The organism is Mesorhizobium sp. M0184 (assembly GCF_040322215.1).
In the GTDB taxonomy this organism is placed as follows: domain Bacteria; phylum Pseudomonadota; class Alphaproteobacteria; order Rhizobiales; family Rhizobiaceae; genus Mesorhizobium.
This window is the reverse complement of the sequence record NZ_JAMYSZ010000010.1, coordinates 170,488-191,431: the sequence shown is the minus strand read 5'-3', so window position 1 is coordinate 191,431 and position 20,944 is coordinate 170,488. Positions and strand designations below refer to the sequence as shown.

The 20,944-nt window shown below is 62.8% G+C and carries 22 protein-coding genes; 17 read left to right on the top strand and 5 right to left on the bottom strand.

Going from position 1 to position 20,944, the window contains the following annotated elements:
* Positions 1–412 precede the first annotated feature (412 nt).
* The 8 genes from cysS to rarD all read left to right on the top strand — a co-directional run bounded on the left by cysS (position 413) and on the right by rarD (position 7,455).
* Complete coding sequence (gene cysS / locus NKJ23_RS15115) at positions 413–1,894, top strand: cysteine--tRNA ligase (RefSeq protein ID WP_352680786.1); 1,482 nt, start codon at positions 413–415, stop codon at positions 1,892–1,894.
* Positions 1,891–2,277 (top strand): VOC family protein, encoded by a 387-nt coding sequence (locus NKJ23_RS15110; RefSeq protein ID WP_352454382.1) that lies wholly within the window; start codon positions 1,891–1,893, stop codon positions 2,275–2,277. Before cysS ends, NKJ23_RS15110 begins: the two co-directional genes overlap by 4 nt.
* A 6-nt stretch (positions 2,278–2,283) precedes the next feature.
* Positions 2,284–2,775, top strand: a complete 492-nt coding sequence (locus NKJ23_RS15105; RefSeq protein ID WP_352680785.1) for a GFA family protein — start codon at positions 2,284–2,286, stop codon at positions 2,773–2,775.
* The gene (locus NKJ23_RS15100) at positions 2,772–3,248 is read left to right on the top strand and encodes a GFA family protein (RefSeq protein ID WP_352448982.1); all 477 of its coding nucleotides are present in this window, start codon (positions 2,772–2,774) and stop codon (positions 3,246–3,248) included. The genes NKJ23_RS15105 and NKJ23_RS15100 overlap by 4 nt, the downstream gene beginning before the upstream one ends.
* Positions 3,245–4,201: a prolyl aminopeptidase gene (gene pip / locus NKJ23_RS15095; RefSeq protein WP_352540787.1), complete on the top strand. Its 957-nt coding sequence runs from the start codon at positions 3,245–3,247 to the stop codon at positions 4,199–4,201. Before NKJ23_RS15100 ends, pip begins: the two co-directional genes overlap by 4 nt.
* Complete coding sequence (gene cimA, locus NKJ23_RS15090; RefSeq protein ID WP_352680784.1) at positions 4,198–5,820, top strand: citramalate synthase; 1,623 nt, start codon at positions 4,198–4,200, stop codon at positions 5,818–5,820. The genes pip and cimA overlap by 4 nt, the downstream gene beginning before the upstream one ends.
* Positions 5,821–5,824: 4 nt before the next feature.
* On the top strand, positions 5,825–6,364 hold the full coding sequence (locus NKJ23_RS15085; protein WP_352680783.1) for a hypothetical protein: 540 nt from the start codon (positions 5,825–5,827) through the stop codon (positions 6,362–6,364).
* A 158-nt stretch (positions 6,365–6,522) separates the two neighbouring features.
* On the top strand, positions 6,523–7,455 hold the full coding sequence (gene rarD, locus NKJ23_RS15080; RefSeq protein ID WP_352680782.1) for an EamA family transporter RarD: 933 nt from the start codon (positions 6,523–6,525) through the stop codon (positions 7,453–7,455).
* Positions 7,456–7,510: 55 nt separating this feature from the next.
* Here rarD and NKJ23_RS15075 read toward each other — a convergent pair whose 3' ends face one another.
* Positions 7,511–7,801 carry a muconolactone Delta-isomerase family protein gene (locus NKJ23_RS15075; protein WP_352680781.1) on the bottom strand — a complete coding sequence of 97 codons (291 nt, stop codon included), beginning with the start codon at positions 7,799–7,801 and terminating at the stop codon, positions 7,511–7,513.
* Between the two features lie 100 nt (positions 7,802–7,901).
* Between NKJ23_RS15075 and NKJ23_RS15070 the strand changes: the two genes are divergently transcribed.
* Entirely contained in the window at positions 7,902–8,807 is a 906-nt protein-coding gene (locus NKJ23_RS15070; RefSeq protein ID WP_352637878.1) for a LysR substrate-binding domain-containing protein, read from the top strand.
* 94 nt (positions 8,808–8,901) lie between these two features.
* Here NKJ23_RS15070 and NKJ23_RS15065 read toward each other — a convergent pair whose 3' ends face one another.
* Positions 8,902–9,513 carry an LOG family protein gene (locus NKJ23_RS15065; RefSeq protein WP_023677735.1) on the bottom strand — a complete coding sequence of 204 codons (612 nt, stop codon included), beginning with the start codon at positions 9,511–9,513 and terminating at the stop codon, positions 8,902–8,904.
* 114 nt (positions 9,514–9,627) lie between these two features.
* On the opposite strand from NKJ23_RS15065, the gene NKJ23_RS15060 reads away from it, so the two are divergent.
* The 4 genes from NKJ23_RS15060 (at position 9,628) to NKJ23_RS15045 (ending at position 13,894) form a co-directional block, all read left to right on the top strand.
* Positions 9,628–11,115 carry a LysM peptidoglycan-binding domain-containing protein gene (locus NKJ23_RS15060; RefSeq protein WP_352680780.1) on the top strand — a complete coding sequence of 496 codons (1,488 nt, stop codon included), beginning with the start codon at positions 9,628–9,630 and terminating at the stop codon, positions 11,113–11,115.
* A gap of 60 nt (positions 11,116–11,175) precedes the next feature.
* A complete protein-coding gene (locus NKJ23_RS15055; protein WP_352637880.1) occupies positions 11,176–11,550 on the top strand; it encodes an ArsR/SmtB family transcription factor in 375 nt (124 codons plus the stop codon).
* A gap of 20 nt (positions 11,551–11,570) precedes the next feature.
* Positions 11,571–13,457, top strand: coding sequence for an ABCB family ABC transporter ATP-binding protein/permease (locus NKJ23_RS15050; RefSeq protein WP_352501837.1), 1,887 nt, complete (start codon positions 11,571–11,573; stop codon positions 13,455–13,457).
* Positions 13,458–13,546: 89 nt separating this feature from the next.
* On the top strand, positions 13,547–13,894 hold the full coding sequence (locus NKJ23_RS15045) for an antibiotic biosynthesis monooxygenase (protein ID WP_352680811.1): 348 nt from the start codon (positions 13,547–13,549) through the stop codon (positions 13,892–13,894).
* Between the two features lie 5 nt (positions 13,895–13,899).
* Here the strand turns inward: NKJ23_RS15045 and NKJ23_RS15040 are convergent, their stop codons facing one another.
* Complete coding sequence (locus NKJ23_RS15040) at positions 13,900–14,766, bottom strand: SMP-30/gluconolactonase/LRE family protein (RefSeq protein ID WP_352637881.1); 867 nt, start codon at positions 14,764–14,766, stop codon at positions 13,900–13,902.
* 265 nt (positions 14,767–15,031) lie between these two features.
* On the opposite strand from NKJ23_RS15040, the gene NKJ23_RS15035 reads away from it, so the two are divergent.
* The 3 genes from NKJ23_RS15035 to NKJ23_RS15025 all read left to right on the top strand — a co-directional run bounded on the left by NKJ23_RS15035 (position 15,032) and on the right by NKJ23_RS15025 (position 17,045).
* Complete coding sequence (locus NKJ23_RS15035) at positions 15,032–15,730, top strand: phosphatidylserine decarboxylase (RefSeq protein ID WP_352680779.1); 699 nt, start codon at positions 15,032–15,034, stop codon at positions 15,728–15,730.
* A gap of 3 nt (positions 15,731–15,733) precedes the next feature.
* On the top strand, positions 15,734–16,549 hold the full coding sequence (locus tag NKJ23_RS15030; RefSeq protein WP_023677728.1) for a CDP-alcohol phosphatidyltransferase family protein: 816 nt from the start codon (positions 15,734–15,736) through the stop codon (positions 16,547–16,549).
* A gap of 232 nt (positions 16,550–16,781) precedes the next feature.
* Entirely contained in the window at positions 16,782–17,045 is a 264-nt protein-coding gene (locus NKJ23_RS15025; RefSeq protein WP_352578953.1) for a hypothetical protein, read from the top strand.
* 121 nt (positions 17,046–17,166) lie between these two features.
* Here NKJ23_RS15025 and NKJ23_RS15020 read toward each other — a convergent pair whose 3' ends face one another.
* Together NKJ23_RS15020 and NKJ23_RS15015 are read right to left on the bottom strand one after the other, a co-directional pair.
* Positions 17,167–19,389, bottom strand: coding sequence for an AMP-binding protein (locus tag NKJ23_RS15020; protein WP_352680809.1), 2,223 nt, complete (start codon positions 19,387–19,389; stop codon positions 17,167–17,169).
* A gap of 131 nt (positions 19,390–19,520) precedes the next feature.
* Positions 19,521–19,928, bottom strand: a complete 408-nt coding sequence (locus tag NKJ23_RS15015; protein ID WP_023677725.1) for a tautomerase family protein — start codon at positions 19,926–19,928, stop codon at positions 19,521–19,523.
* 114 nt (positions 19,929–20,042) lie between these two features.
* Here NKJ23_RS15015 and NKJ23_RS15010 point away from each other — a divergent pair, with 114 nt between their 5' ends.
* The gene (locus tag NKJ23_RS15010; protein WP_352680778.1) at positions 20,043–20,897 is read left to right on the top strand and encodes a LysR substrate-binding domain-containing protein; all 855 of its coding nucleotides are present in this window, start codon (positions 20,043–20,045) and stop codon (positions 20,895–20,897) included.
* The last annotated feature ends 47 nt before the right edge of the window (positions 20,898–20,944 follow it).

Genomic DNA, 20,944 nt, shown 5'->3' with positions numbered 1-20,944 from the left:
TTCTCTTCCCTGGTAACGTCTTCATGTCTGCGTTTGCTGGCCGAATCCGACCAAATCGTGACGCTTGCTGATCTAGCCGGCGAATGTTTCATCACAGTGCCGACCTGTTTAATAAAATGTTTCAGTGGCTCAATTCCTGTGAGCCAACGATATTTTTGGCGAAGGTAGCGACTTGACGGCAACACCGGGCAAGGCGATAAAGCCGGCCATGAAAACGTCTTTCGCCATTTGTGGCATTTGCATTATCGGCTAGCCTCGCGCTGGTCCTGGACGTTTTCGCCTCATCTCCTCCCAGATTGGACAAACGCCCCGGCCAGCAGGCTGGACCCCGATTTGCGCCTCGGCGTAACCGACTCCATCCAGAGCACGATCCCAAAAGATCATGCCAAAGTAACGCACCGGGAACGCACGTATGTCTGACGCATCGAAGAGCCTGCGCCTCTACAACACGCTAACGCGGAGCAAGGAGGATTTCTTCCCGATCGATCCGCGCAACGTGCGCATGTATGTCTGCGGCCCGACGGTCTACGACTTCGCCCATATCGGCAATGCGCGGCCGGTGATCGTCTTCGACGTGCTGTTCCGTTTGCTGCGCCATCTCTACGGGCAAGCGCACGTCACTTACGTCCGCAACATTACGGACGTCGACGACAAGATAAACGCCCGCGCACTGCGCGATTTCGGCGGCGAGATTGCCTCTGGCAGGCTGTCGCTGAACGAAGCGATCAGGCGGGTCACCGAAAAGACCGCCGGTCAGTTCCACAAGGACGTGGCGGCGCTCGGTTGCCTGGAGCCGACGGTCGAGCCGCGCGCCACCGAGTTCGTCGAGCCCAGGCCCGACGGCAAGGTCGACATGATCTTCTTGATTCAGCGCTTGATCGAACGCGGCCATGCCTATGTCGCGGCTGGAGAAGTCCTGTTCGACACCGCTTCCATGCCGGATTACGGGCAGTTGTCGAAGCGCAATCTCGACGAGCAGCAGGCAGGCGCCCGCGTCGCCGTCGATGCGCACAAGAAGAACCCGCAGGATTTCGTGCTGTGGAAATTGTCTTCGCCCGAGGAGCCGGGCTGGGACAGCCCGTGGGGCAGGGGTCGGCCAGGCTGGCACATCGAGTGCTCGGCGATGTCGGCCGCCTATCTCGGCGAGGTGTTCGACATCCATGGCGGTGGTCTCGACCTGATCTTTCCGCACCACGAGAACGAGATCGCGCAGTCGCGTTGCGCCCACGGCACCGAAACGATGGCCAAGGTGTGGATGCACAACGGTTTCCTGCAGGTCGAGGGCCAGAAGATGTCCAAGAGCCTGGGCAATTTCTATTCGATCACCGAATTGTTGGAGACGGAGACTTTTGGCGGCCGCAAATGGCCTGGCGAGGTGCTCAGGCTGGCGATGCTGATGACGCATTATCGCGAGCCGATCGACTTTTCCGTACGCAAGCTGGAAGAGGCTCTGAAGATCGCAAACGATCTCATAACGCTCGGTTCCCAATATCCTAACGGCGTTCGAGATACAGAGTTTTTACGGGTTTTGGGCGACGACTTAAATACGACCGAGGCAATCAAATATATCCAAACGTTACGGAACAAAATTGTCCACGACGTTGAAGGCGCCTTTGGATCAAGGCTACGGTTCTGCCTCGATGTACTCGGCTTCGAACATCAATCTATCCAGTCCTGGACTAGTAAGAGAGCTGCTAGCGCAGGTGTGGATATCGAGCAGCTTAGGGAGACAATCAACGACAGAATCGCCAAACGCCTCGCGCTGATCGCCGCCAAGAAATGGGCCGAGGCCGACCGCATCCGCGACGAGTTGCTGACGCAAGGCATCCAGTTGAAGGACGGCAAGGACCCCGTCACCGGCGAACGCATCACCACCTGGGAGGTAAAAAGATGATCGATCATCTCGGCATCACCGTTTCGGATTTCGACGCGTCGAAGGCTTTTTACGACAAGGCGATGGCGCCGCTCGGCGCCTCGCTGCTCTACATGGTGCCGCAGGAATATACCGGCGGCGCCAAGGTCGGCGGCTACGGCCGCGACCGGCCGGTGTTTTGGCTGCATGCCGGCAAGGACAAGCCGAAGGATCATCAGCATGTCGCCTTCACCGCTCGCAGCCGCGCCGAGGTCGATGCCTTTCACGCCGCGGCGATTGCCGCCGGCGGCAAGGACAATGGCGGGCCGGGCCTGCGCCCGCACTACCATCCGAACTATTATGGCGCCTTTGTTTTCGATCCCGACGGCAACAATGTCGAGGCGGTTTGCCATGCCCCGGAGTAGTGCGCGATGAGCCTCGACAACAGACCGGTCTATACAGGCGGCTGCCAGTGCGGCGCGGTGCGCTTCCGCGTCGAAGGAGCGCTCGGCGATGCTTCCGTCTGCCATTGCCGCATGTGCCAGAAGGCGAGCGGCAATTTCTACCTGCCGCTGGTCTCGGTGCGCGGCGCAAGGCTGGACTGGACGCGCGGTGAGCCCAAACGCTTCCGCTCGTCCAACGCGGCTTTGCGCGGTTTCTGCGCCGAATGCGGCACGCCGCTGACCTTCGAAGCGCCCGACGGGGTGGCCCTCGCCATCGCCACATTCGACCACCCCGACGAGATCGCCCCGACCATCCAATGGGGTGTCGAAGCCAAGCTCCCGTACGTGGATCACGTCCACGAATTGCCAGGTGAGGAAACGATGGCCGACGTCTCGTCGGCCTCCTATCTCGCCGATCTCGTCTCCTACCAACATCCCGACCACAACACCGAACAATGGCCGCCGGAGGAAAAATCATGACCGAAACCGTTCGTACCGGCGGCTGCCAGTGCGGCGCCGTGCGCTTTCGCATCCACGGGGCGCTCGGCCGCCCGTCCATTTGTCATTGCCGCATGTGCCAGAAACAGTTCGGGTCGTTTTTCGGCGCGCTGGTGACAGTGCCGAGCGACGGCGTCGAATGGGTGCGCGAGGAGCCGAGTTACTTTCAGTCGTCGGTCAACATCGATCGCGGCTTCTGCGCCCGCTGCGGCACACCGCTGACCTACCGCCAGCCCGGCGCGCTGGAGATCGCCATCGGCGCCTTCGACGACCGTTCCGATCTGGCGCCGCAGATCCAGGTTAACTACGCCGCCAGGCTGCCTTGGGTCGAGACGATCTTCGACGCGCCGATCCATGACGACCCGGATTTCTACGCGCGACAGGAATCCATCATCTCCTTCCAGCATCCAGATCACGAGACGGCCAACTGGCCGCAGCAGGGCCTGAAATTATGAGCAGCGAATTCCGTACCCTCTATCCCGAGATCGAGGCTTTCGAGTCCGGCATGCTCGACGTTGGCGATGGCCATCAGGTCTATTGGGAGCGCTCCGGCACCAGAGGGGCCAAGCCGGCTGTCTTCCTGCACGGCGGGCCGGGCGGCACCATTTCGCCAAAGCACCGGCGGCTGTTCGATCCGAAGCTGTACGATGTCATCCTGTTCGACCAGCGCGGCTGCGGAAAATCGACGCCCAATGCCTCGCTTGAAGCCAACACCACCTGGCACCTGGTCGCCGACATCGAGCGCCTGCGAAAAATGTGCGGCTTCGACAAATGGCTGGTGTTCGGCGGTTCGTGGGGTTCGACGCTGGCGCTGGCCTATGCCGAGACCCACCCCGAGCGGGTCAGCGAACTGGTCGTGCGCGGTATCTACACGCTGACCCGCGCCGAACTCGAATGGTACTACCAGTTCGGCGTGTCGGAGATGTTCCCCGACAAGTGGGAGCGGTTTCTGGCGCCGATCCCGGAGGCCGAGCGCGGCGACATGATGGCCGCCTACCGCAAACGGCTGGTCGGCAGCGATCCTGTGGCGCAGGTCGAGGCCGCCCGCGCCTGGAGCCTGTGGGAGGGCGAGACGATCACACTGCTGCCGGAACCGGAAACCAGCGGTCCCTTCGGCCAGGATGATTATGCCCTGGCTTTCGCCCGCATCGAGAACCACTATTTCGTCCATGCCGGCTGGCTGGAAGAGGGACAGCTGCTGCGCGATGCATGGAAGCTTAAGGATATCCCGGGTACCATCGTTCACGGCCGCTACGACATGCCGTGCCCGGCGCGTTACGCCTGGGCGCTGCACAAGGCGTGGCCGAAAGCGGATTTCCATCTGATCGAAGGCGCCGGCCACGCCTATTCGGAGCCGGGCATCCTCGACAGGCTGATCCGCGCAACGGACATGTTTGCCGGGAAATGACCATGGCTCGCGAGCGCCTTTATCTGTTCGACACCACGCTGCGCGATGGTCAGCAGACGCCGGGTGTCGACTTCTCCGTCGAGGACAAGATCGCCATCGCCAAGCTGCTCGACGAGTTCGGCATCGACTACGTCGAGGGTGGCTACCCCGGCGCCAATCCAACCGACACCGCCTTCTTTGCCGAGCGTCGCACGGCCGATGCCAAGTTCGTTGCCTTTGGCATGACCAAACGGGCAGGAGTGTCGATCTCGAACGATCCTGGGCTTGCCGCGCTGGTCCAGTCGAAGTCGGACGCCATCTGTTTCGTCGCCAAGAGTTGGGACTACCATGTCCGCGTCGCGCTCGGCTGCACCAATGAGGAGAACCTCGAGGCGCTCAAGGCCTCGGTCGAGGCGGCGCTCACTACCGGCAAGGAGGCGATGGTCGACTGCGAGCATTTCTTCGACGGCTTCAAGGCCAACCCCGATTATGCGCTGGCCTGCGCCAGGACGGCCTACGATGCCGGCGCGCGCTGGGTGGTGCTGTGCGACACCAATGGCGGCACGCAGCCCTCCGAGGTGCGCGTCATCGTCGAAAAGGTGATCGCGGCCGGCATACCGGGCGACCATCTCGGCATCCACGCCCATGACGACACCGGCCAGGCGGTGGCGAATTCGCTTGCCGCCGTGGAGGCCGGCGTGCGCCAGATCCAAGGCACGCTGAACGGCATCGGCGAGCGCTGCGGCAACGCCAACCTGATCTCGATCGTGCCGACACTGGCGTTGAAGCCGGCCTTTTCGGGCCGCTTTGCAACCGGCATTTCGGCAGAGGCGTTGACCGGTATATCGCGCCTATCCCGCGCCTTCGACGAGTTGCTGAACCGCGCGCCCGAAGCGCAAGCGCCCTATGTCGGCGCCTCCGCTTTCGCCACCAAGGCCGGCATCCATGCCTCGGCGCTGGCCAAGGAGCCGGCGACCTACGAGCATGTGCCGCCAGAGACTGTCGGCAACCGCCGCCGCGTCATGGTTTCGGACCAAGGTGGCAAGGCCAATTTCCTGGCCGAGCTGAAGCGGCGCGGCATCGACATGCCCCGGGATGACCATCGCCTCGACGCGCTGATCGCTGTAGTCAAGGAACGTGAGGCGGAGGGCTACGCCTACGAAGGCGCCGACGCCAGCTTCGAGCTTCTGGCGCGCAAGATGCTGCATGGCCTGCCGGAATTCTTCCGCGTCACTTCGTTCCGCTGCATGGTCGAGCGCCGCTTCGACGCCAACGGCCAGCTGAAGACGGTCTCGGAGGCGATCGTGAAAGTGCTGGTCGAGGGCGAGGAGAAGATGTCGGTCGCCGAAGGCCATGGCCCGGTCAACGCGCTCGACATTGCGCTGCGCAAGGATCTCGGCAAATTCCAGAGCGAAATCGCCGATCTCGAGCTGGCCGACTTCAAGGTGCGTATCCTCAATGGCGGCACCGAGGCGATCACCCGCGTGCTGATCGAATCGCATGACGGCACCGGCGCGCGCTGGTGGACGGTCGGCGTCTCCGAAAACATCATCGACGCTTCGTTCCAGGCGTTGATGGATTCGATCGTCTACAAGCTGATGAAGAACCGCGACATGGCGGGATTGGCAGCGGCGGAGTGAGGAAATGGGCTTCTCGATAAGCTGGCTGGGCTTTCGTGGTTACGGAATAAAAGAGGCTGCGGCCTTGTTCGGGCGCGAGATTGGCGATCCATCGGAGATTTTCGAAGCACCGGTGAATGCCCATGCCAGCAAAAAGAACTGGGCGATCATCGTTCTCGATCCCTGCAGCTTTCCGAACCCGCCTCAGCAATATCTGGCCGCGATCTCGCAAGGGCGAGAAGTCATTATCGCGCACGTAGAAGAACATGTCATGTTTGCACGCGCCGAATTCTGGCGTGACGGAAGGAACATCTGGAAAGTCTGGCATAGCGGAGACAAGACCGTTAGGGACCTGCATGTCACGGGTGATCTACCCGCGTCGTTCGAAGCGCTGAAGCGGCAGTGTTTTTCAAAACAAGATCAACAAGATACCGAAGGTGCCGAGGTCGATCTTGTTTTTGACCTTCCCCTCGATCTCGCGGCGGAGCTGACGGGCTTCAGACACGATGAAGGCACGCCCGACAGTGTCTTTTTCGAACTCAAGGAAAAGCCTGCTCAGCGTTGAGAGATCGTTTTGTGCTGGGGTAGGACCGCGGCACTCACTCTCGCATGCAGCGGCAATTGTCGAAATCGACAGTTGCGTTGAACCATCAGCGAGACTCCATTGATCCATCAGCAATTTGCGATGGTTTTGGGCAAGCCGCTGGCGCATAGCCTTGGGCCATGGCTACCCAAGCACTTCAAATCGAGCCCGATACCAAAGCTCGTCGCGGCTTCCTGCTGGCGCTCGGTGCCTACCTGCTTTGGGGGCTGCTGCCCTTCTACATGAAGGCTGTCGCGCATCTGCCGCTGGCCGAAGTCATTGCCCACCGCATCGTCTGGTCGGTGCCGATCGCGGCCGCTGTCCTGGTCTGGGCCGGCCGCACTGCCGATTTCAAAGCGGCAGTTCGTTCGCCGCGCATCATTTCGATGGCGGTGCTGACGGCGGCGCTGATCTCGGTCAACTGGGGCATCTATGTTTGGGCGATCGCGGTCGACCGCACCATCGAGACCGCGCTCGGCTATTACATCAACCCGCTGGTCAGCGTCGTTGTCGGCGCGCTGCTCCTCGGCGAGCGGCTCGACCGCCTGCAGATCGCGGCGGTGGTGCTGGCGACAATCGCGGTCGCGGTGCTGACCATCGACGCCGGCAAGCTGCCCTGGGTATCGCTGGTGCTGGCCTTTTCCTTTGCCGCCTATGGCTTCTTCCGCAAGACGCTGCCAATCGGCCCGAGCCAGGGCTTCCTGCTTGAAGTGCTGCTGCTGTCGGTGCCGGCACTCGGCTACATCATCTTCCTGATCGCCACAGGACAGGATCATTTCGTCTCCAGCTCGCTGAACGACACCGCGTTGCTGATCGGCTGCGGTCCGGTCACCGCCGTGCCTCTGCTGTTGTTTGCGTTCGGCGCCAGGCTGCTGCGCCTCTCCACCATCGGCATCATGCAATATATCGCGCCGACGATCGTCTTTTTGATCGCGGTGCTGATTTTCGGCGAACCCTTCGGCAGTGTTCAGGCCATAGCCTTCGGGCTGATCTGGGCGGCACTGGCGATGTACTCCTGGTCGATGTTTTCTTCGGCGCGCAAGACCGTTTCCGCATCAGCTCGAGCCGCATAACGAAGAAAGGCGGCTGGCCGGTCTTAATGCCGGCAGCCGCGTCTTTCACGAGCGCTCAGCGCTTCGGCCCGAAGCCGGGATATGGCTGCAGCGGCACGACGGCGGCAATAGCCATCATGCCGGCCTTGACCAGCGGCAAAGTTGCAAGATGGTGGCGCACGTCGGCATCGCTGCCGGCTTCGAACATCATGCCGCTGCCGGGAATGTCGCCCCGATTCCACACCTGACGCACGGCGCCTTCGGCATAGAGCGTGCGGCGCTGCTCGGCCTCGCCAAGCAGCAGCGGCGCGAAATCGGCGTCGGTGAACTTTTCGGTGTTGCGCGCTAGAAGGGCAAAGAACTGCATCGGAATCTCCTGATGTTGGCCGTTGGAATGGCGGAAATATTCGCTTCTGCTGGCCAGACAGTCCAAGACTGATTAGGCTAAATTTGAGACCTCACGGGACTTGAGCATCGAAGCAACAATGTTCGACCTGCGCCAGCTCCGCTATTTCATCACGGTGGCCGAAACCGGCAACGTCGGGCGTGCCGCCGAATTGCTGCACATCTCGCAGTCGCCGCTCAGCCGTCAGATCATTCAGCTGGAGGAGCAGCTGGGCGTCGCACTGTTCGAGAGGGCGAGGCAGCGTGTTCATCTCAATGCCGAGGGCCGCGCTTTTCTTGCCGAGGCGCGTGCGCTGCTGGCCCATGCAAGACGGCTCGAGGAACTCGGCCGCAATCTCGCCAGCGGTACGGTCGGTCGTCTCGCCATCGGTTATGTGGAAGGTGCGGTCCATGCCGGGCTTGTCGCTCGGATGCTGCGCCAGTTTCGCCGCGACCGGCCCGAATTTCATCTTCAACTGAAGGGTCAGCGTTCCGCCGCCCAGATCGAAGCGCTGCGCGAACGATCGCTCGATCTGGGCCTCGTCTACACGCCTCCTCCTGCCGACGATCCCGACATCGCCGCCATGCTCATTATGCGCGAGCCGCTGGTTCTGGCGATGCCGGAAGGCGATCCATTGGCAGAAATCGCGGAGATACTGCCGCAGCAACTGGACGGACGCACCTGGATCACGGTGGTGCGCCAGCCTGACGACACCAACCGCAGCCAATTTCTCGCCGCCTGCGCGAAGGCGGGCTTCCTGCCCGACATTGCCTATGAGACGACCGATCCGTTGACGTCGTTGGGCCTGGTCAGCGCCGGGCTTGGGCTGGCGACGGTGCAGGCCAGCCTGCGGAGTGCCGCGCCGCCTCAGACCGTGTTTCGCGATCTGCCGTGGTTTGGACGCACCGTCTCGATCCATCTCGCCTGGCGGCGTCAGGACAAGCGTGCGGTCATCGGAGACTTGAGGAAGGCAGTAGGCAAGGAGTGAATAGTGAATAGTGAATAGACAGGCGCCGGTTTGGAAAGTCTTCTACTTCACCATTCACCATTCACCATTCACCATTCACCATTCACCATTCACTCTACATCTTATCAATCACCGACTGCACGCCCTCCGTCGGTGCATCGACGGAGGATCCCGCCACCATGATAGCGGCGACGATTGCTTCCGGATCCTCGACCACCAGCGGCTTGACCCGTTGCGCCGTGTGGATGAAGCCCTCCGTTGCCATGTGGTCGAGCAACGCCAGCATCGGATCCCAGAACCCGCCGACGTTGCCGAAGACGATCGGCTTGCGGTGATGGCCGAGCTGTGCCCAAGTCATGATCTCGACGATCTCTTCGACGGTGCCGATGCCGCCGGGCAACGCCACAAAGGCGTCGGATTTCTCAAACATCCTGTGCTTGCGCTGGTGCATGTTGTCGGTGATGACGAGCTCGTCGAGCCGGTTAAGCGCGGTTTCGGTCGCCTCCCGGTTGATCAGAAAACGCGGAATTATGCCGGTTACCTTGCCACCGGCCTTTAATGCCCCTTCAGCGACGGCACCCATGATCCCTTTAGTGCCGCCGCCATAAATCAGACGCAGGCCGGACTTGGCGATCGAGCGGCCAAGCAGGTGTCCGGCCTTGATATAGGTCTCATCTCGGCCCGGGGACGAGCCGCAATAGACGCAGACAGATCGAATCGTGTTCATGTTATGATTGGTGATAGGGACTATAGGCATGGTCAAGCCCCGGGGCGGGCTTTTTCTTGTCGGCTTTGGCAAAACAGGCTAGACCGAAATTAGGTGGCTAAGGGGCAGGGAAACATGGCAATTAATCCATTGAAGGCGTTTTTGTTCGCGGCTGGCGGCTCTGTCGCAGCAGCGGGAACCGGCTATGTATCGGGCGCACTCGACCCGTATCTCAATTCTACCCGGCCTGCGGAGGTCGCGGCGCTGACGCCGCCGGCTTCGAAACCGGCCGCTCCGGCGACCGAGGCCCGGGTGCCGCCTGCGTCTGCCGCGTCCACCGATGCGGCAGCGCCTGCCGCGCCGGCCACAGCAGGTGCAATCGTGCCGACCTTCGACATCGTGCGCGTCGAAAGCAACGGCTCGATCGTCGTCGCCGGCAATGCGGCGCCCAACGCCAAGGTCGAGATTCTCAACGGTTCGGCTGTGCTCGGCTCGACGGTCGCCGGCCCTGACGGCGCCTTTGCCATTGTTCTCGACGATCCGTTGAAGCCCGGCGACTATACGATCACGCTGCGCTCTACAGCTGGCAATGTCGTGACCGCCTCGGCGCAGACCGCCGTCGTTTCGATCCCCCAGAATTCCACCGGCCAGGTGCTGGCAATGGTCGAGGAGCCGGGCAAGCCGTCCGAACTGCTCACTGTTCCGGCCCCTCAGGCGAAATCTGACGCCTCGCCGTCTGTCGGCGAACAGGCGGCCGTTCAGCCACCCGCCACGGGCACCGAATTGCCGGCTGCCGCAGCGCCGGCGCCAGCCGCCCCGGCGGCTGATGTTCCAGCAGCGTCTGCTCCTGCCGCGCCGGCCGCTGTTGAAGCCGCGCCGGCTACGGCAGCGCCCGCCACTCCCGCGGTGGAGCCGAAGATCGTCGTCGAAGCTGTCGAAATCGACGGCAACAAGATTTTCGTTGCCGGCGTCGCCGATCCCGGCCGCAAGGTGCGTGCGTATGCCAACGATATCCTGCTCGGTGACGCGAAGACCTCGCCCGACCGCCACTTCCTGGTCGAAGCGACACGCGACATCCCGGTCGGCACCTACACCATCCACGTCGATGCGCTCGATGCCGACGGCGTGACGGTGGTTGCCCGTGCGGCTGTGCCGTTCGAGCGCGAGCCTGGTGAGGCGGTTGCGGCCGTGGCGCCGGCCGAGCAGAAGCCTGCCGGGATAAAACCAGCCGAGCCGAATGCTCCGGCGACCGAAGGCGCACCGGCAACGGCCACCGAAACGCCCGCAACTGCCCCCACTCCTGCAACCGAGGCCCCGGCCGAAACGGCTGTCGCAACGCCTCCGGGCGAAACGCCCGAGACCGTGGCGCCAAAGCTCGAACATGCCGATGGCGCAGTCATCATCCGCCGCCATGACACGCTGTGGCGGATTTCGCGGCGGGTCTATGGCCAGGGCATGCGCTACTCGACCATCTATCTCGCCAACCAGGACCAGATCAGCAATCCGAACCGAATCTGGCCGGGGCAGGTGTTCAAGGTGCCGGAGAAATCGAAGGAAGGCGAGCCCGCCGATCTCAAGGCAATGGGCGACCAGATGACGACGGCGCCAGTCAAGGCCGAATAGCCGTTCTGCCCATCAGGATAGCTTGCGGCAGGGCCAGTCATCGTTTATCGCCGATGGACGATGACCGAATCCCCCCTCGTAACGGACCGAAGCCGCGCGGCAGATGAACGCGCGCCGGCCAACTGCACGCCGGCCAACTGCATGCCGGATAGCCGCGCTGTCGCTGTCCGGCTCGCGGCCCTTTCGCATCCAGCGCGGATCGAAATTCTCAAACACCTTTCCGCAAGCCGTTCCTGCTGCTGTCGCGAGGTCGTCGAACATCTCGACCTGGCGCAGTCCACCGTTTCCCAGCATTTGAAGATCCTGGTCGAGGCCGGGCTGATCCGCTTCGAGCCTGACCGCCAGCGCTCGCGCTATGAGCTCGACCGCGCCGCGCTCGCCGATGTTTCGGCATCGCTGGCCGCGCTGGTCGATTCCTGCTGCTCCGGCCGCTGAAATCATAAAGGTAAACAAGAATGGCCGAGAAAACCGTTTCCGCAGATTCCGGCTCGACCTTCAGAACGTTGCGCAATCTCTGGCCCTATATGTGGCCGGCCGACCGCGCCGACCTGAGGGCCCGAGTGGTATGGGCCACCGTACTGCTGGTTGTCGCCAAGCTGACCCTGGTGGCCGGACCCTATTTCTTCAAATGGGCGACCGACGCACTGGCCGGCGATAGCAAATCGCCGCCGCCGCTGCCGGCCCTGCTGCTGGCGCCGGTCATGCTGGTCGTCGCCTACAATGCCGTGCGGCTGGTGCAACTCGGCTTCAACCAGTTACGCGATGCCCTGTTTGCACGGGTCGGCCAGCATGCGGTGCGCCGGCTCGCCTTCCGCACCTTCGTGCACATGCACGAACTGTCGCTGCGCTTCCACCTCGAACGGCGCACCGGCGGACTGTCGCGCGTCATTGAGCGCGGCACCAAGGGCATCGAGACGATCGTCCGCTTCACCATGCTGGCGACGGCGCCGACAATCGTCGAATTCGCGCTCACCGCCGGCATCTTCGCCGTCACCTATGGCTGGCTATACGTCTTGGTGATCGCGGTCACGGTCTGGCTCTATGTCTGGTTCACCGTCAGGGCGAGCGATTGGCGTATTTCGATCCGCCGTGAGATGAACGAAAGCGACAATGAAGCCAGCACGAAGGCGATCGACTCGCTACTCAACTACGAAACAGTCAAATATTTCAATAACGAAACCATGGAGGCCGAGCGGTTCGACCGGTCCACGGCGCGCTACGAGTTGGCGGCGACCAGGACCTGGACCTCGCTTGGCTGGCTGAACTTCGGCCAAGGTGTGATCTTCGGTATCGGCATGACCGTCGTCATGGTGATGTCGGCGCTCGAGGTGAAGGCGGGCACACAGAGCGTCGGCGATTTCGTCTTCGTCAACGCCATGCTCATGCAGCTTTCGGTGCCGCTGAATTTCATCGGCATGATCTACCGCGAAATTCGCCAGGGCCTGACCGACATCGAAAACATGTTCGATCTGCTCGACGTCAAGCGTGAGATCGTCGATCGGCCGGGCGCCAAGCCGCTGGTCGTCGATGCCGGCAGGGTCGAGTTCCGCGACGTACATTTTTCCTACGACCCCAACCGCAAGATCCTGAAGGGCATCAGCTTCGAGGTGCCAGCCGGCAAGACGGTGGCCATCGTCGGCCCCTCCGGAGCCGGCAAGTCGACCATTTCGCGGCTTTTGTTTCGCTTCTACGACATCCAGCGCGGCAAGATTCTGATCGACGGCCAGGACATTCGCGACGTGACGCAGGAGAGCTTGCGCGCCGCCATCGGCATGGTGCCGCAGGACACGGTGCTGTTCAACGACACCATCGCCTACAACATCCGCTACGGCCGCGTCGGCGCCAGCGAGGAGGATGTGCGCAAGGCGGCAGAACTGGCCCAGATCGGACCGTTCATCGAGCGGCTGCCCGACGGCTATCGCTCAATGGTCGGCGAGCGCGGATTAAAACTGTCCGGCGGCGAGAAGCAGCGGGTGGCGATTGCCCGCACCATTTTGAAGGCACCGCCGATCCTGATGCTCGACGAGGCGACCTCGGCGCTGGACAGCCACACCGAGCAGGAGATCCAGGCGGCACTCGACCTGGTCAGCCAGGGCCGCACCACCCTCGTCATCGCCCATCGGCTGTCCACAGTGATTTCGGCCGACGAGATCATCGTCCTGCAGGATGGCCAGATCGCCGAGCGCGGCACCCATGTCGCCTTGATAGCCAAGCGCGGCCTTTATGCATCGATGTGGGACCGCCAGCGCGAGGCAAGCGAGGCCGAGGAGCGGCTGCGCATTGCCCGCGAAAGCGACGAGTTCGGCGTCGTCGTCCGCCGCCGCACCTCGGAGGTGAGCTGAAAATTCGTGCTTGACCTCAACTTAAGTTGAGATCGTAGGCCGTTTTGGATCGCAGCAAGATGCGTCGTTCAAAAACGGAGACAATCGATATGAATGGGATAAATCAGGCAGTTAGTGGCGGCAGTGTATTCCGGGTGGACAAGTTTGTCGTTCCGGCCAACGCCCGCGAGGAGATTCTTGCCAAGGTCCGGATGACGCATGAATTGCTGCGCCAGCAGCAAGGGTTCGTCCAGGATTTCCTGCTTGAGCAATTCTCGGGGCCGGGCGAGTTCAACCTCGTGACCATTGTCGAATGGGAAGGGCAGGCCGCCGTCGACAAGGTCGTGCCGATCATCAAGGCCGCGCATGAGCGCAGCGGCTTCAAGCCTCAGGAGACCATCGCGCGACTTGGCGTCAAGGCCGATATTGCCAACTATCAGCGGATTCCCGGGATGTAAGCTCTCTACGGCCAGCCGGCGCCCGGCGCGGTAGCGTCGACGCTGAGCACTTGGCCGGTACGGGCATCGCTGATCATATGTTCGAAGCCGCGCCATTCGGCTGCGACGATGAACAGCGTTTTTCCCTCGCTGCCGCCGAGCATGCAGGCAAAGCAGCCGCGGTCGACATCGACACTTTCGAGCATCGCGCCGCCCTCGCGCACCCGCACGCAATGCCGGTTGGGAACGTCGGCGTACCACGCCGCACCTTCGGCATCTAGGCAGATGCCATCGGGAAAACCGTTGCCGAGATTGGCCCAGACCCTGCGGTTGGAAAGGCCGCCATCGGCAGCGATGTCGAAGGCGGTCAGCCGGTTGGCGTGGGACTCGGCAACGACCAGCGTCTTGTTGTCAGGCGTCACCGCCATGCCATTGGCGAAGGCGAGGTTATCAGCCACCTGCTGAACCGAGCCATCAGGTGCGACCAGCACGATGGTGCCGGGGCCGAAATGCTGGCCGGGACCCGGAGCAGGCCCACCGCCATTGACGTATATGTTGCCGCGCCCATCGACCACGATCTCGTTCCACGGGCTCTTCGAGAGGTGTCTCAGATCGGCATGGGTGACCAGCCTCCCGTCTGCCTCCTGCCTGAGGACCACCCCTTCGCAGCCGGAGACGACAAGCAGCCGCCCGTCCGGAAGCCAGTCAATGGAATAGGGCAGGGTGGCCGGCACGGTGAGCGCGATCTCGCTGTTGCCCAGAGCGTCAACGGCGATGATCTGGCCTGTGCCCCAGTTGCAGAACCACAGCCGGCCATCGTGCCAGCGCGGCGACTCGCCGAAGGCCAAGCCGTTCATCACCACTTGCACTTGCCTAGCTGCTGATTTCTGCATGGGCCGAGAACCTCCGGGTTTGCGCCAATCGTCATGGCCGAAAGGCCGATGAGAGGCGCTGTCTTGCCAAGGACGGGCGAGAGTGCTGCGTTCCGACAATCGCAATGAACATTTTCCGGTTGATCACTTCGGCAGTCCGGATGCTACTAACGGCATCCTGAAACGGCGGCGACCGCCACCCCCCGAGCGCTCTCATTGTCGCGTTGCGACCGCGGGGTGTTTCCGCTATTGAGGCCGGACTTGGAACCAAGGTTGCCCTCATCCCATGAGCCTCGTTGATACGATCAAGAATGCGTTCGTTCCGATCCATCGCGAGGGTTATCCCTTTATCGCTGCGTTCGGCGCGGCGACGCTCTTTCTTGGCTACTTCTCCTCGACCCTGTTCTGGATCGGTCTCATCCTGACGGCCTGGTGCGCCTATTTCTTCCGCGATCCCGAGCGTGTCACGCCGATCGATGACCGGCTGGTTGTCAGCCCGGCCGACGGCATCGTCTCGGCGGTTGGCCCGGCCGTGCCGCCGCGCGAGCTTGGCCTCGGCGGCGGTGAAATGACCCGCATCTCGGTGTTCATGAACGTCTTTTCCTGCCACGTGAACCGCTCCCCGGTGCGCGGCCGCATTTCCAGGATCGAGCATCGGCCAGGAAAATTCCTCAACGCCGAACTCGACAAGGCAAGCACCGAGAACGAGCGCAACGGGCTGGTCATCGAAAGCCCCAATGGAACGGTCGCCGCGGTACAGATTGCCGGCCTGGTGGCGCGGCGCATCGTCTGCTGGGCCGAGCCCGGCGGCGCCATCGGCATCGGCGAGCGCTTCGGGCTGATCCGCTTTGGCTCGCGCGTCGATGTATTCCTGCCCTCGACCGCGACGCCGCGTGTCGCCGTCGGCCAGACCGCGGTTGGCGGTGAGACGGTGCTGGCGGAATTCGGCGGCGTTGCCGCAACGCCGCTCGTGCGGATCTCCTGACCGGTGGCCCCGCCGTTCAAGAAATTCGAGGCGCATGGCGGCGGTGGCCCGCGCATTCGCGAAATCCCGATGCGCATGGTGCTGCCCAATCTGGTCACGGTGCTCGCCATCTGCGCCGGCCTGTCCGGTATTCGCTTCGGCTTCGAGGGCCGCTTCGAGCCAGCGGTGGTGATGGTGCTGCTCGCGGCCTTCCTCGACGGTATCGACGGCCGTCTGGCGCGAATGCTGAAGGCGACTTCCAAATTCGGCGCCCAGATGGATTCGCTGGCCGATATCGTCAATTTCGGCGTGGCACCGGCGCTGGTGCTCTATGCCTTTCTGCTCGACAGGGCAGGTTCGCCGGGCTGGATCGCCGCGCTGCTGTTCACCATCGCCTGTGGGATGAGGCTTGCCCGTTTCAACGTGCTCGACGAAGAGCTCGACCGTCCGCAGTGGCAGACCGAATATTTCGTCGGCGTGCCGGCGCCGGCGGGTGCGGTGCTGGTGATGCTGCCGCTCTATCTGTTCTTCCTAAGGCTTGGGCTTGAACCCAGCCGCCTGGCAGCCTTCATTGCCACCGGCTTTACAATATTGGTGGCGTTCCTGCTGGTCAGCAGACTGCCCGTCTATTCCGGCAAGAGCGTCAGGATACCGGGCGACAGGGTGCTGCCGATCATCCTCGCAGTCGTCCTCTACGTCCTGCTTTTGATGACCTATCCCTGGTATACGCTGACGGCCTCGGTTGCCGGCTATCTGGTCTTCTTGCCGTTCAGCGTGCGCGCCTATTCGAGACGCGCCAAGCGCGAAGGCGAGAAGGTGCCGTCCTCGGATATTGGCTGACAGATTTGGTGCCAGTTCGCGTTGCGCCTGGCAGTGCATGATTCCGAAAAGGGTCGTCCGTTTAGACTCAGGACCGGCTCACACAGCGCGCGGCGCTGTGGAACGCACCTCAAAAACCCCGTTTTCGGAACTTGCTGGGCGGCTAGACCGTTTGTGTTTGGTAGGTCCGTCTGAGCGGCTGCTCGTGGTCAAGCTGCCGCATCGGGCGCAGAACCATCGGAAACGAGGAGAAATGGCTGTCATCCTCATCGGCGTGTTACTGACTGTCGCCGGCCTCGTCTATATGGCGGTTGCGGCCATCATGCGCGGGCGGCTCAGTGAACCGGCCGCTGTCTCCACCGCGCCGGACAGTCCGACGCCTAATCTCGCGACACCAGGTCCGACCCTGGAGCCGCGGCGGCGCGGGCTCCGTTTTCTCGGCCTGTCGCAGAACTGGCCGGGCTTGCTGATGATGGCCGTCGGCGCCATTCTGCTGTTGTCGGTGGTGGTCTTCTAATGCATTCGCGCAAAAGTGTGCAGCGGTTTTGCGATAACGGCATGCATAAAAGCAAGGATCTAAAGCGCGTCGCACAAGGCCGGTCGAACGCGACGCGCTTTAGAGTTCTCGACAGCAAACCTCAGGCGGCTGCGCTCAGTCCCAGCCTCTCGAGTGCCAGCTTTCTAGTCGAGACATAGTCGGTCTTGCCGGAGCCCAGTACAGGGATCTCCTCGACCTTGACGATGTCGTTCGGCACCATCAGTTCGGCCGCGCCGGCTTTTTTGCCAAATTCGCGCAATTCGTGGGGATCGGCATTGTCGGCGGTGGTGACCAGAACGAGGCGCTCGCCGCGCCGCTTGTCCGGCACCGCTACCACGGCGTGATGCTCTTCCGGCCACAGCGACTGCACCAGCATCTCGACCGCACCAAGCGATACCATCTCGCCGGCTATCTTGGCGAAGCGCTTGGCGCGGCCGCGAATGGTGATGAAGCCTTCGCGATCGACCGAAACGATATCGCCGGTGTCGTGCCAGCCTTCGAGCGGCTGCAGCTCGCCAGGCCGGTCGCCGGTCATGTAGCCCATCATCAGGTTCGGCCCGTCGAGCCACAGCCGGCCGGCGTCGCTGATGCCTTCGACCGGTTCGAGTTTCATGCGCATGGCCGGCAGCAGCCGCCCGACCGTTCCATCGCGGCCGTGGATGGCGGTGTTGACGGCAACCACTGGTGCGGCCTCGGTCAAGCCAAAACCTTCGATGATCTCGGCCTGGAAGCGCTCGCGGTAAACGCGGCGCGTCTCCGGCTTCACCGCCTCGGCACCGGCCACGACGAAGCGCAGGCTGGAAAAATCGCCGTCCTTGGCGGTGCGGGCATAGTTGGCGAGGAACGTGTCGGTGCCGAACATCACCGTCGGCCGGACCTTGCGCGCCACCTCCGGAATAAGTTTGTAGTGGAGCGGTGACGGGTAGAGGAACAGCTTTACTCCGGTGACCAGCGGCAGGATGGTGCCGCCGGTCAGCCCGAACGAGTGGAACACCGGCAGCACGTTGAGCAGGATATCGGCCGGCGAGATGGTGATGCGAGCTTCCGCCTGCATCGCATTGGCAAGAAGGTTCCGGTGCGACAGCACCACGGCCTTGGGCGTGCCTTCCGAGCCGGAGGTGAACAGGATCACCGCCGGCTTGGCTGCATCCTGGCGCTGCAACGGCCGGCGCCACAGCAAGCCGGCTGCGGCCTTGTCCAGCACGGTCACGCTTGCGCGGACATCCTCCAGCCACAGCAGTTTCGCCCCGCCCTTTTCCACCGCCTCGACGATGTCGGCGAGGTTGGCCTTTTCGACAAAGGCGCGTGAGGAGACCACGGTTCGGATCATCGCCGTGCGGACGGCGGCGGTGACGCTCGCCGGGCCGGCGGTATAGTTGATCATTGCTGCCACCCGCGCAGCCGACAAAAGTCCGACGAACGACAGCACGACGCCATTGGCGTTGGGCAGGAGCAGCCCAACCGCTTCGCCCGGCGCTGTTATTGCCTCGAACCGTCGGCCCAAAACCCTGGCGCCGATGAACACTTTCCGGTAGCTCAGGGGACCGCCAATGACGTCCTCGATTATTGGGTGCGAAGCGCCAACACGGTCGGCCGCATCGCGCATGGCGAGGAACAGCCCTCGGTCGAGATCACTGCCGAAAAGCCTGGCCTCGGCGAAGCGATCAAACAGCGCATTGGTGTTGGAGGCCTGATCTGGGTTCCGCGCCACCAGCTCGGCGATGGTCATCGGCTCCAGCGCGCTGATCGACAGCTGCGGAAACCAATGGCGCGGCGCCTTGTCCGCCGGCGTCAGCGAGGCCGGCAGGCTGCGTGCGCCGGCAACGAAGACCGGCACGATACGGGCATCGGCCTGCATGGCGATACGGGTGATGGCGCGAAACAACCGAAACGACTTGACGTCTGGCTCGACCGCATCCGGCAGGTAAACGGCGAGCCGGCCCTTGCCCTTCAGCACCCGCACCAATCTGCGGCTGACGAAGACATGCTCGGCGTTGAAGGCGATGGTGCGGCCGAGCTCGCGCCACGGCTCCAGCCACGGCGATCTGGCCGAAGCCTGGTCGAGGATGTGCAGCGTGTCCTCCGGCAGCAGCGACAGCATCAGCGCCGGCTCGATGCGTGACTGATGCCAGATGACATAGATGACCGGGGCCACCGACCTGCGCGCAATCTTGATGCGCTCGTCGCTGATCCGGTAGGCGAGCTTGAACGGCACGTAGAGCAGCGCCTGGCTCAAACGCAGGCCGAGGCGGAACTTCTCCACCACGCCGATCAGCAGCCAGGCCGCGACAAGACCCGCAAGCAGCGCCAGTGTCAGGATCATCGCCGCATCTCCCAACGATCTCACGTCACGGCTCTTCAGTGGCCGCTTCGGGTGAGAACCTAGCCGAAGTTGGATCAACGTCAATGCGGCTCCATTTTTCCTTCTTGATTCGGCTCGGCTGCCTATCGCAGCTACGCCGCTTTCATCCTTCCGCTGATGAAGCGGAATTCCTGCGTCTTGCCGCCAAAGCCATAGGCGGCTGCAGGCACTTCATGCACGAGGGCGTAGCTTTCCTCATGCACCTTACCCAGCAGCCGGCCGAATGCCGCGAAAATTGCCTGCAGATACGCCTCCAGTTCGAGCTTGGTGTTGGTGCCGTCGACAACCTTGATGTCGAGCCAGGCCGTGTTGGTGCCATGCTCGGCCAGCGACTTGCCGCCGGCGAACCAGTGCTCGGGGTCGTGATAGGAAATGGCAACAGCTGTGATCGTCGCGTCCTTGCGCAGATGCGTGGCCGTCAGTTCGGTCACTTCCTTGGCAATGGCGGCGGACAAAGCGGCATCGGGCTTGCCGGTAACGCTGACATTGATGATCGGCATATTTCTTCTCCTCGGTTTCAAGCGGCGCCTCTTCGCCGTCGAGAAAATCATGCCATCGTCCTTTGCTCAAAAAAATCGAATTGTTTTTGATAAACACTTTGATAGTATCGAATTATGCAGGTGTTCGATCCCGACCTCCTCAAGACTTTCCTCGCTTTCGTCGATGGCGGTTCCCTGGCGCGGGCCGCGTCGATCGTCAGTCGCTCGCCGTCCGCAGTGACCGCGCAGATGCAGCGGCTGGAGGATGTTGTCGGCGAACCGCTGCTGGTGCCGCAGGGGCGAGGGCGCGGCCTGACGCCGGCAGGCGAGGATCTGATCGTTCACGCGCGTCGCATCCTTGCCGCGCACCGCGAGGCGTGGCTGGCCCTCAAAGGCGCGCACGCCGACGGACGCGTCGCCATCGGCACCACGCAGGATTTCGCCGACAGCGGCTTGCCGCAGCTTCTCAGGGCTTTTGCTGTCAGCCATCCACGCGTCCGGATCGAACTGCGCGTCGGCCGTTCCGCCGAACTGGCGCAGGCTTTGCAGGCCGGCACCCTTGATCTGGCCATTGCCATGCGGCAGGTGCCGACACGGGACGAAGTCGGTGTGCTCAAGGAACCAATGATCTGGCTTTGCTCACAGACCGGGCTGGCCACCCGCCACGACGAACTGCCCTTGGCGCTGCTCGATCCCCATTGCGGGTTTCGCGAAGCGGCGACCAGCGCACTCGATGCGGCCGGCCGTCGCTACCGCATTGCTGCCGGCAGTGCCAGCCTTGCCGGCTTGCGCACGGCGGTGCACGCCGGCATCGCCTTGACGTTGAGGACGGCGCGCTTCGCTCATTCCGGCATCGTCGAGGCGCCGCGCGATCTTGATCTGCCGCCGGTGCCGGTCGCCGAATTCGCCGTCCGCTTGCGTGAGGATGCCGACCGGCCGGCGCAGGATCTGGCCGCGTTGTTCAGCGGCAACCTGGCCTTGGCCAATTGAGCCAGCAAAGAAAAAGCCGACCTTGCGGTCGGCTTCTGAGTAGGACG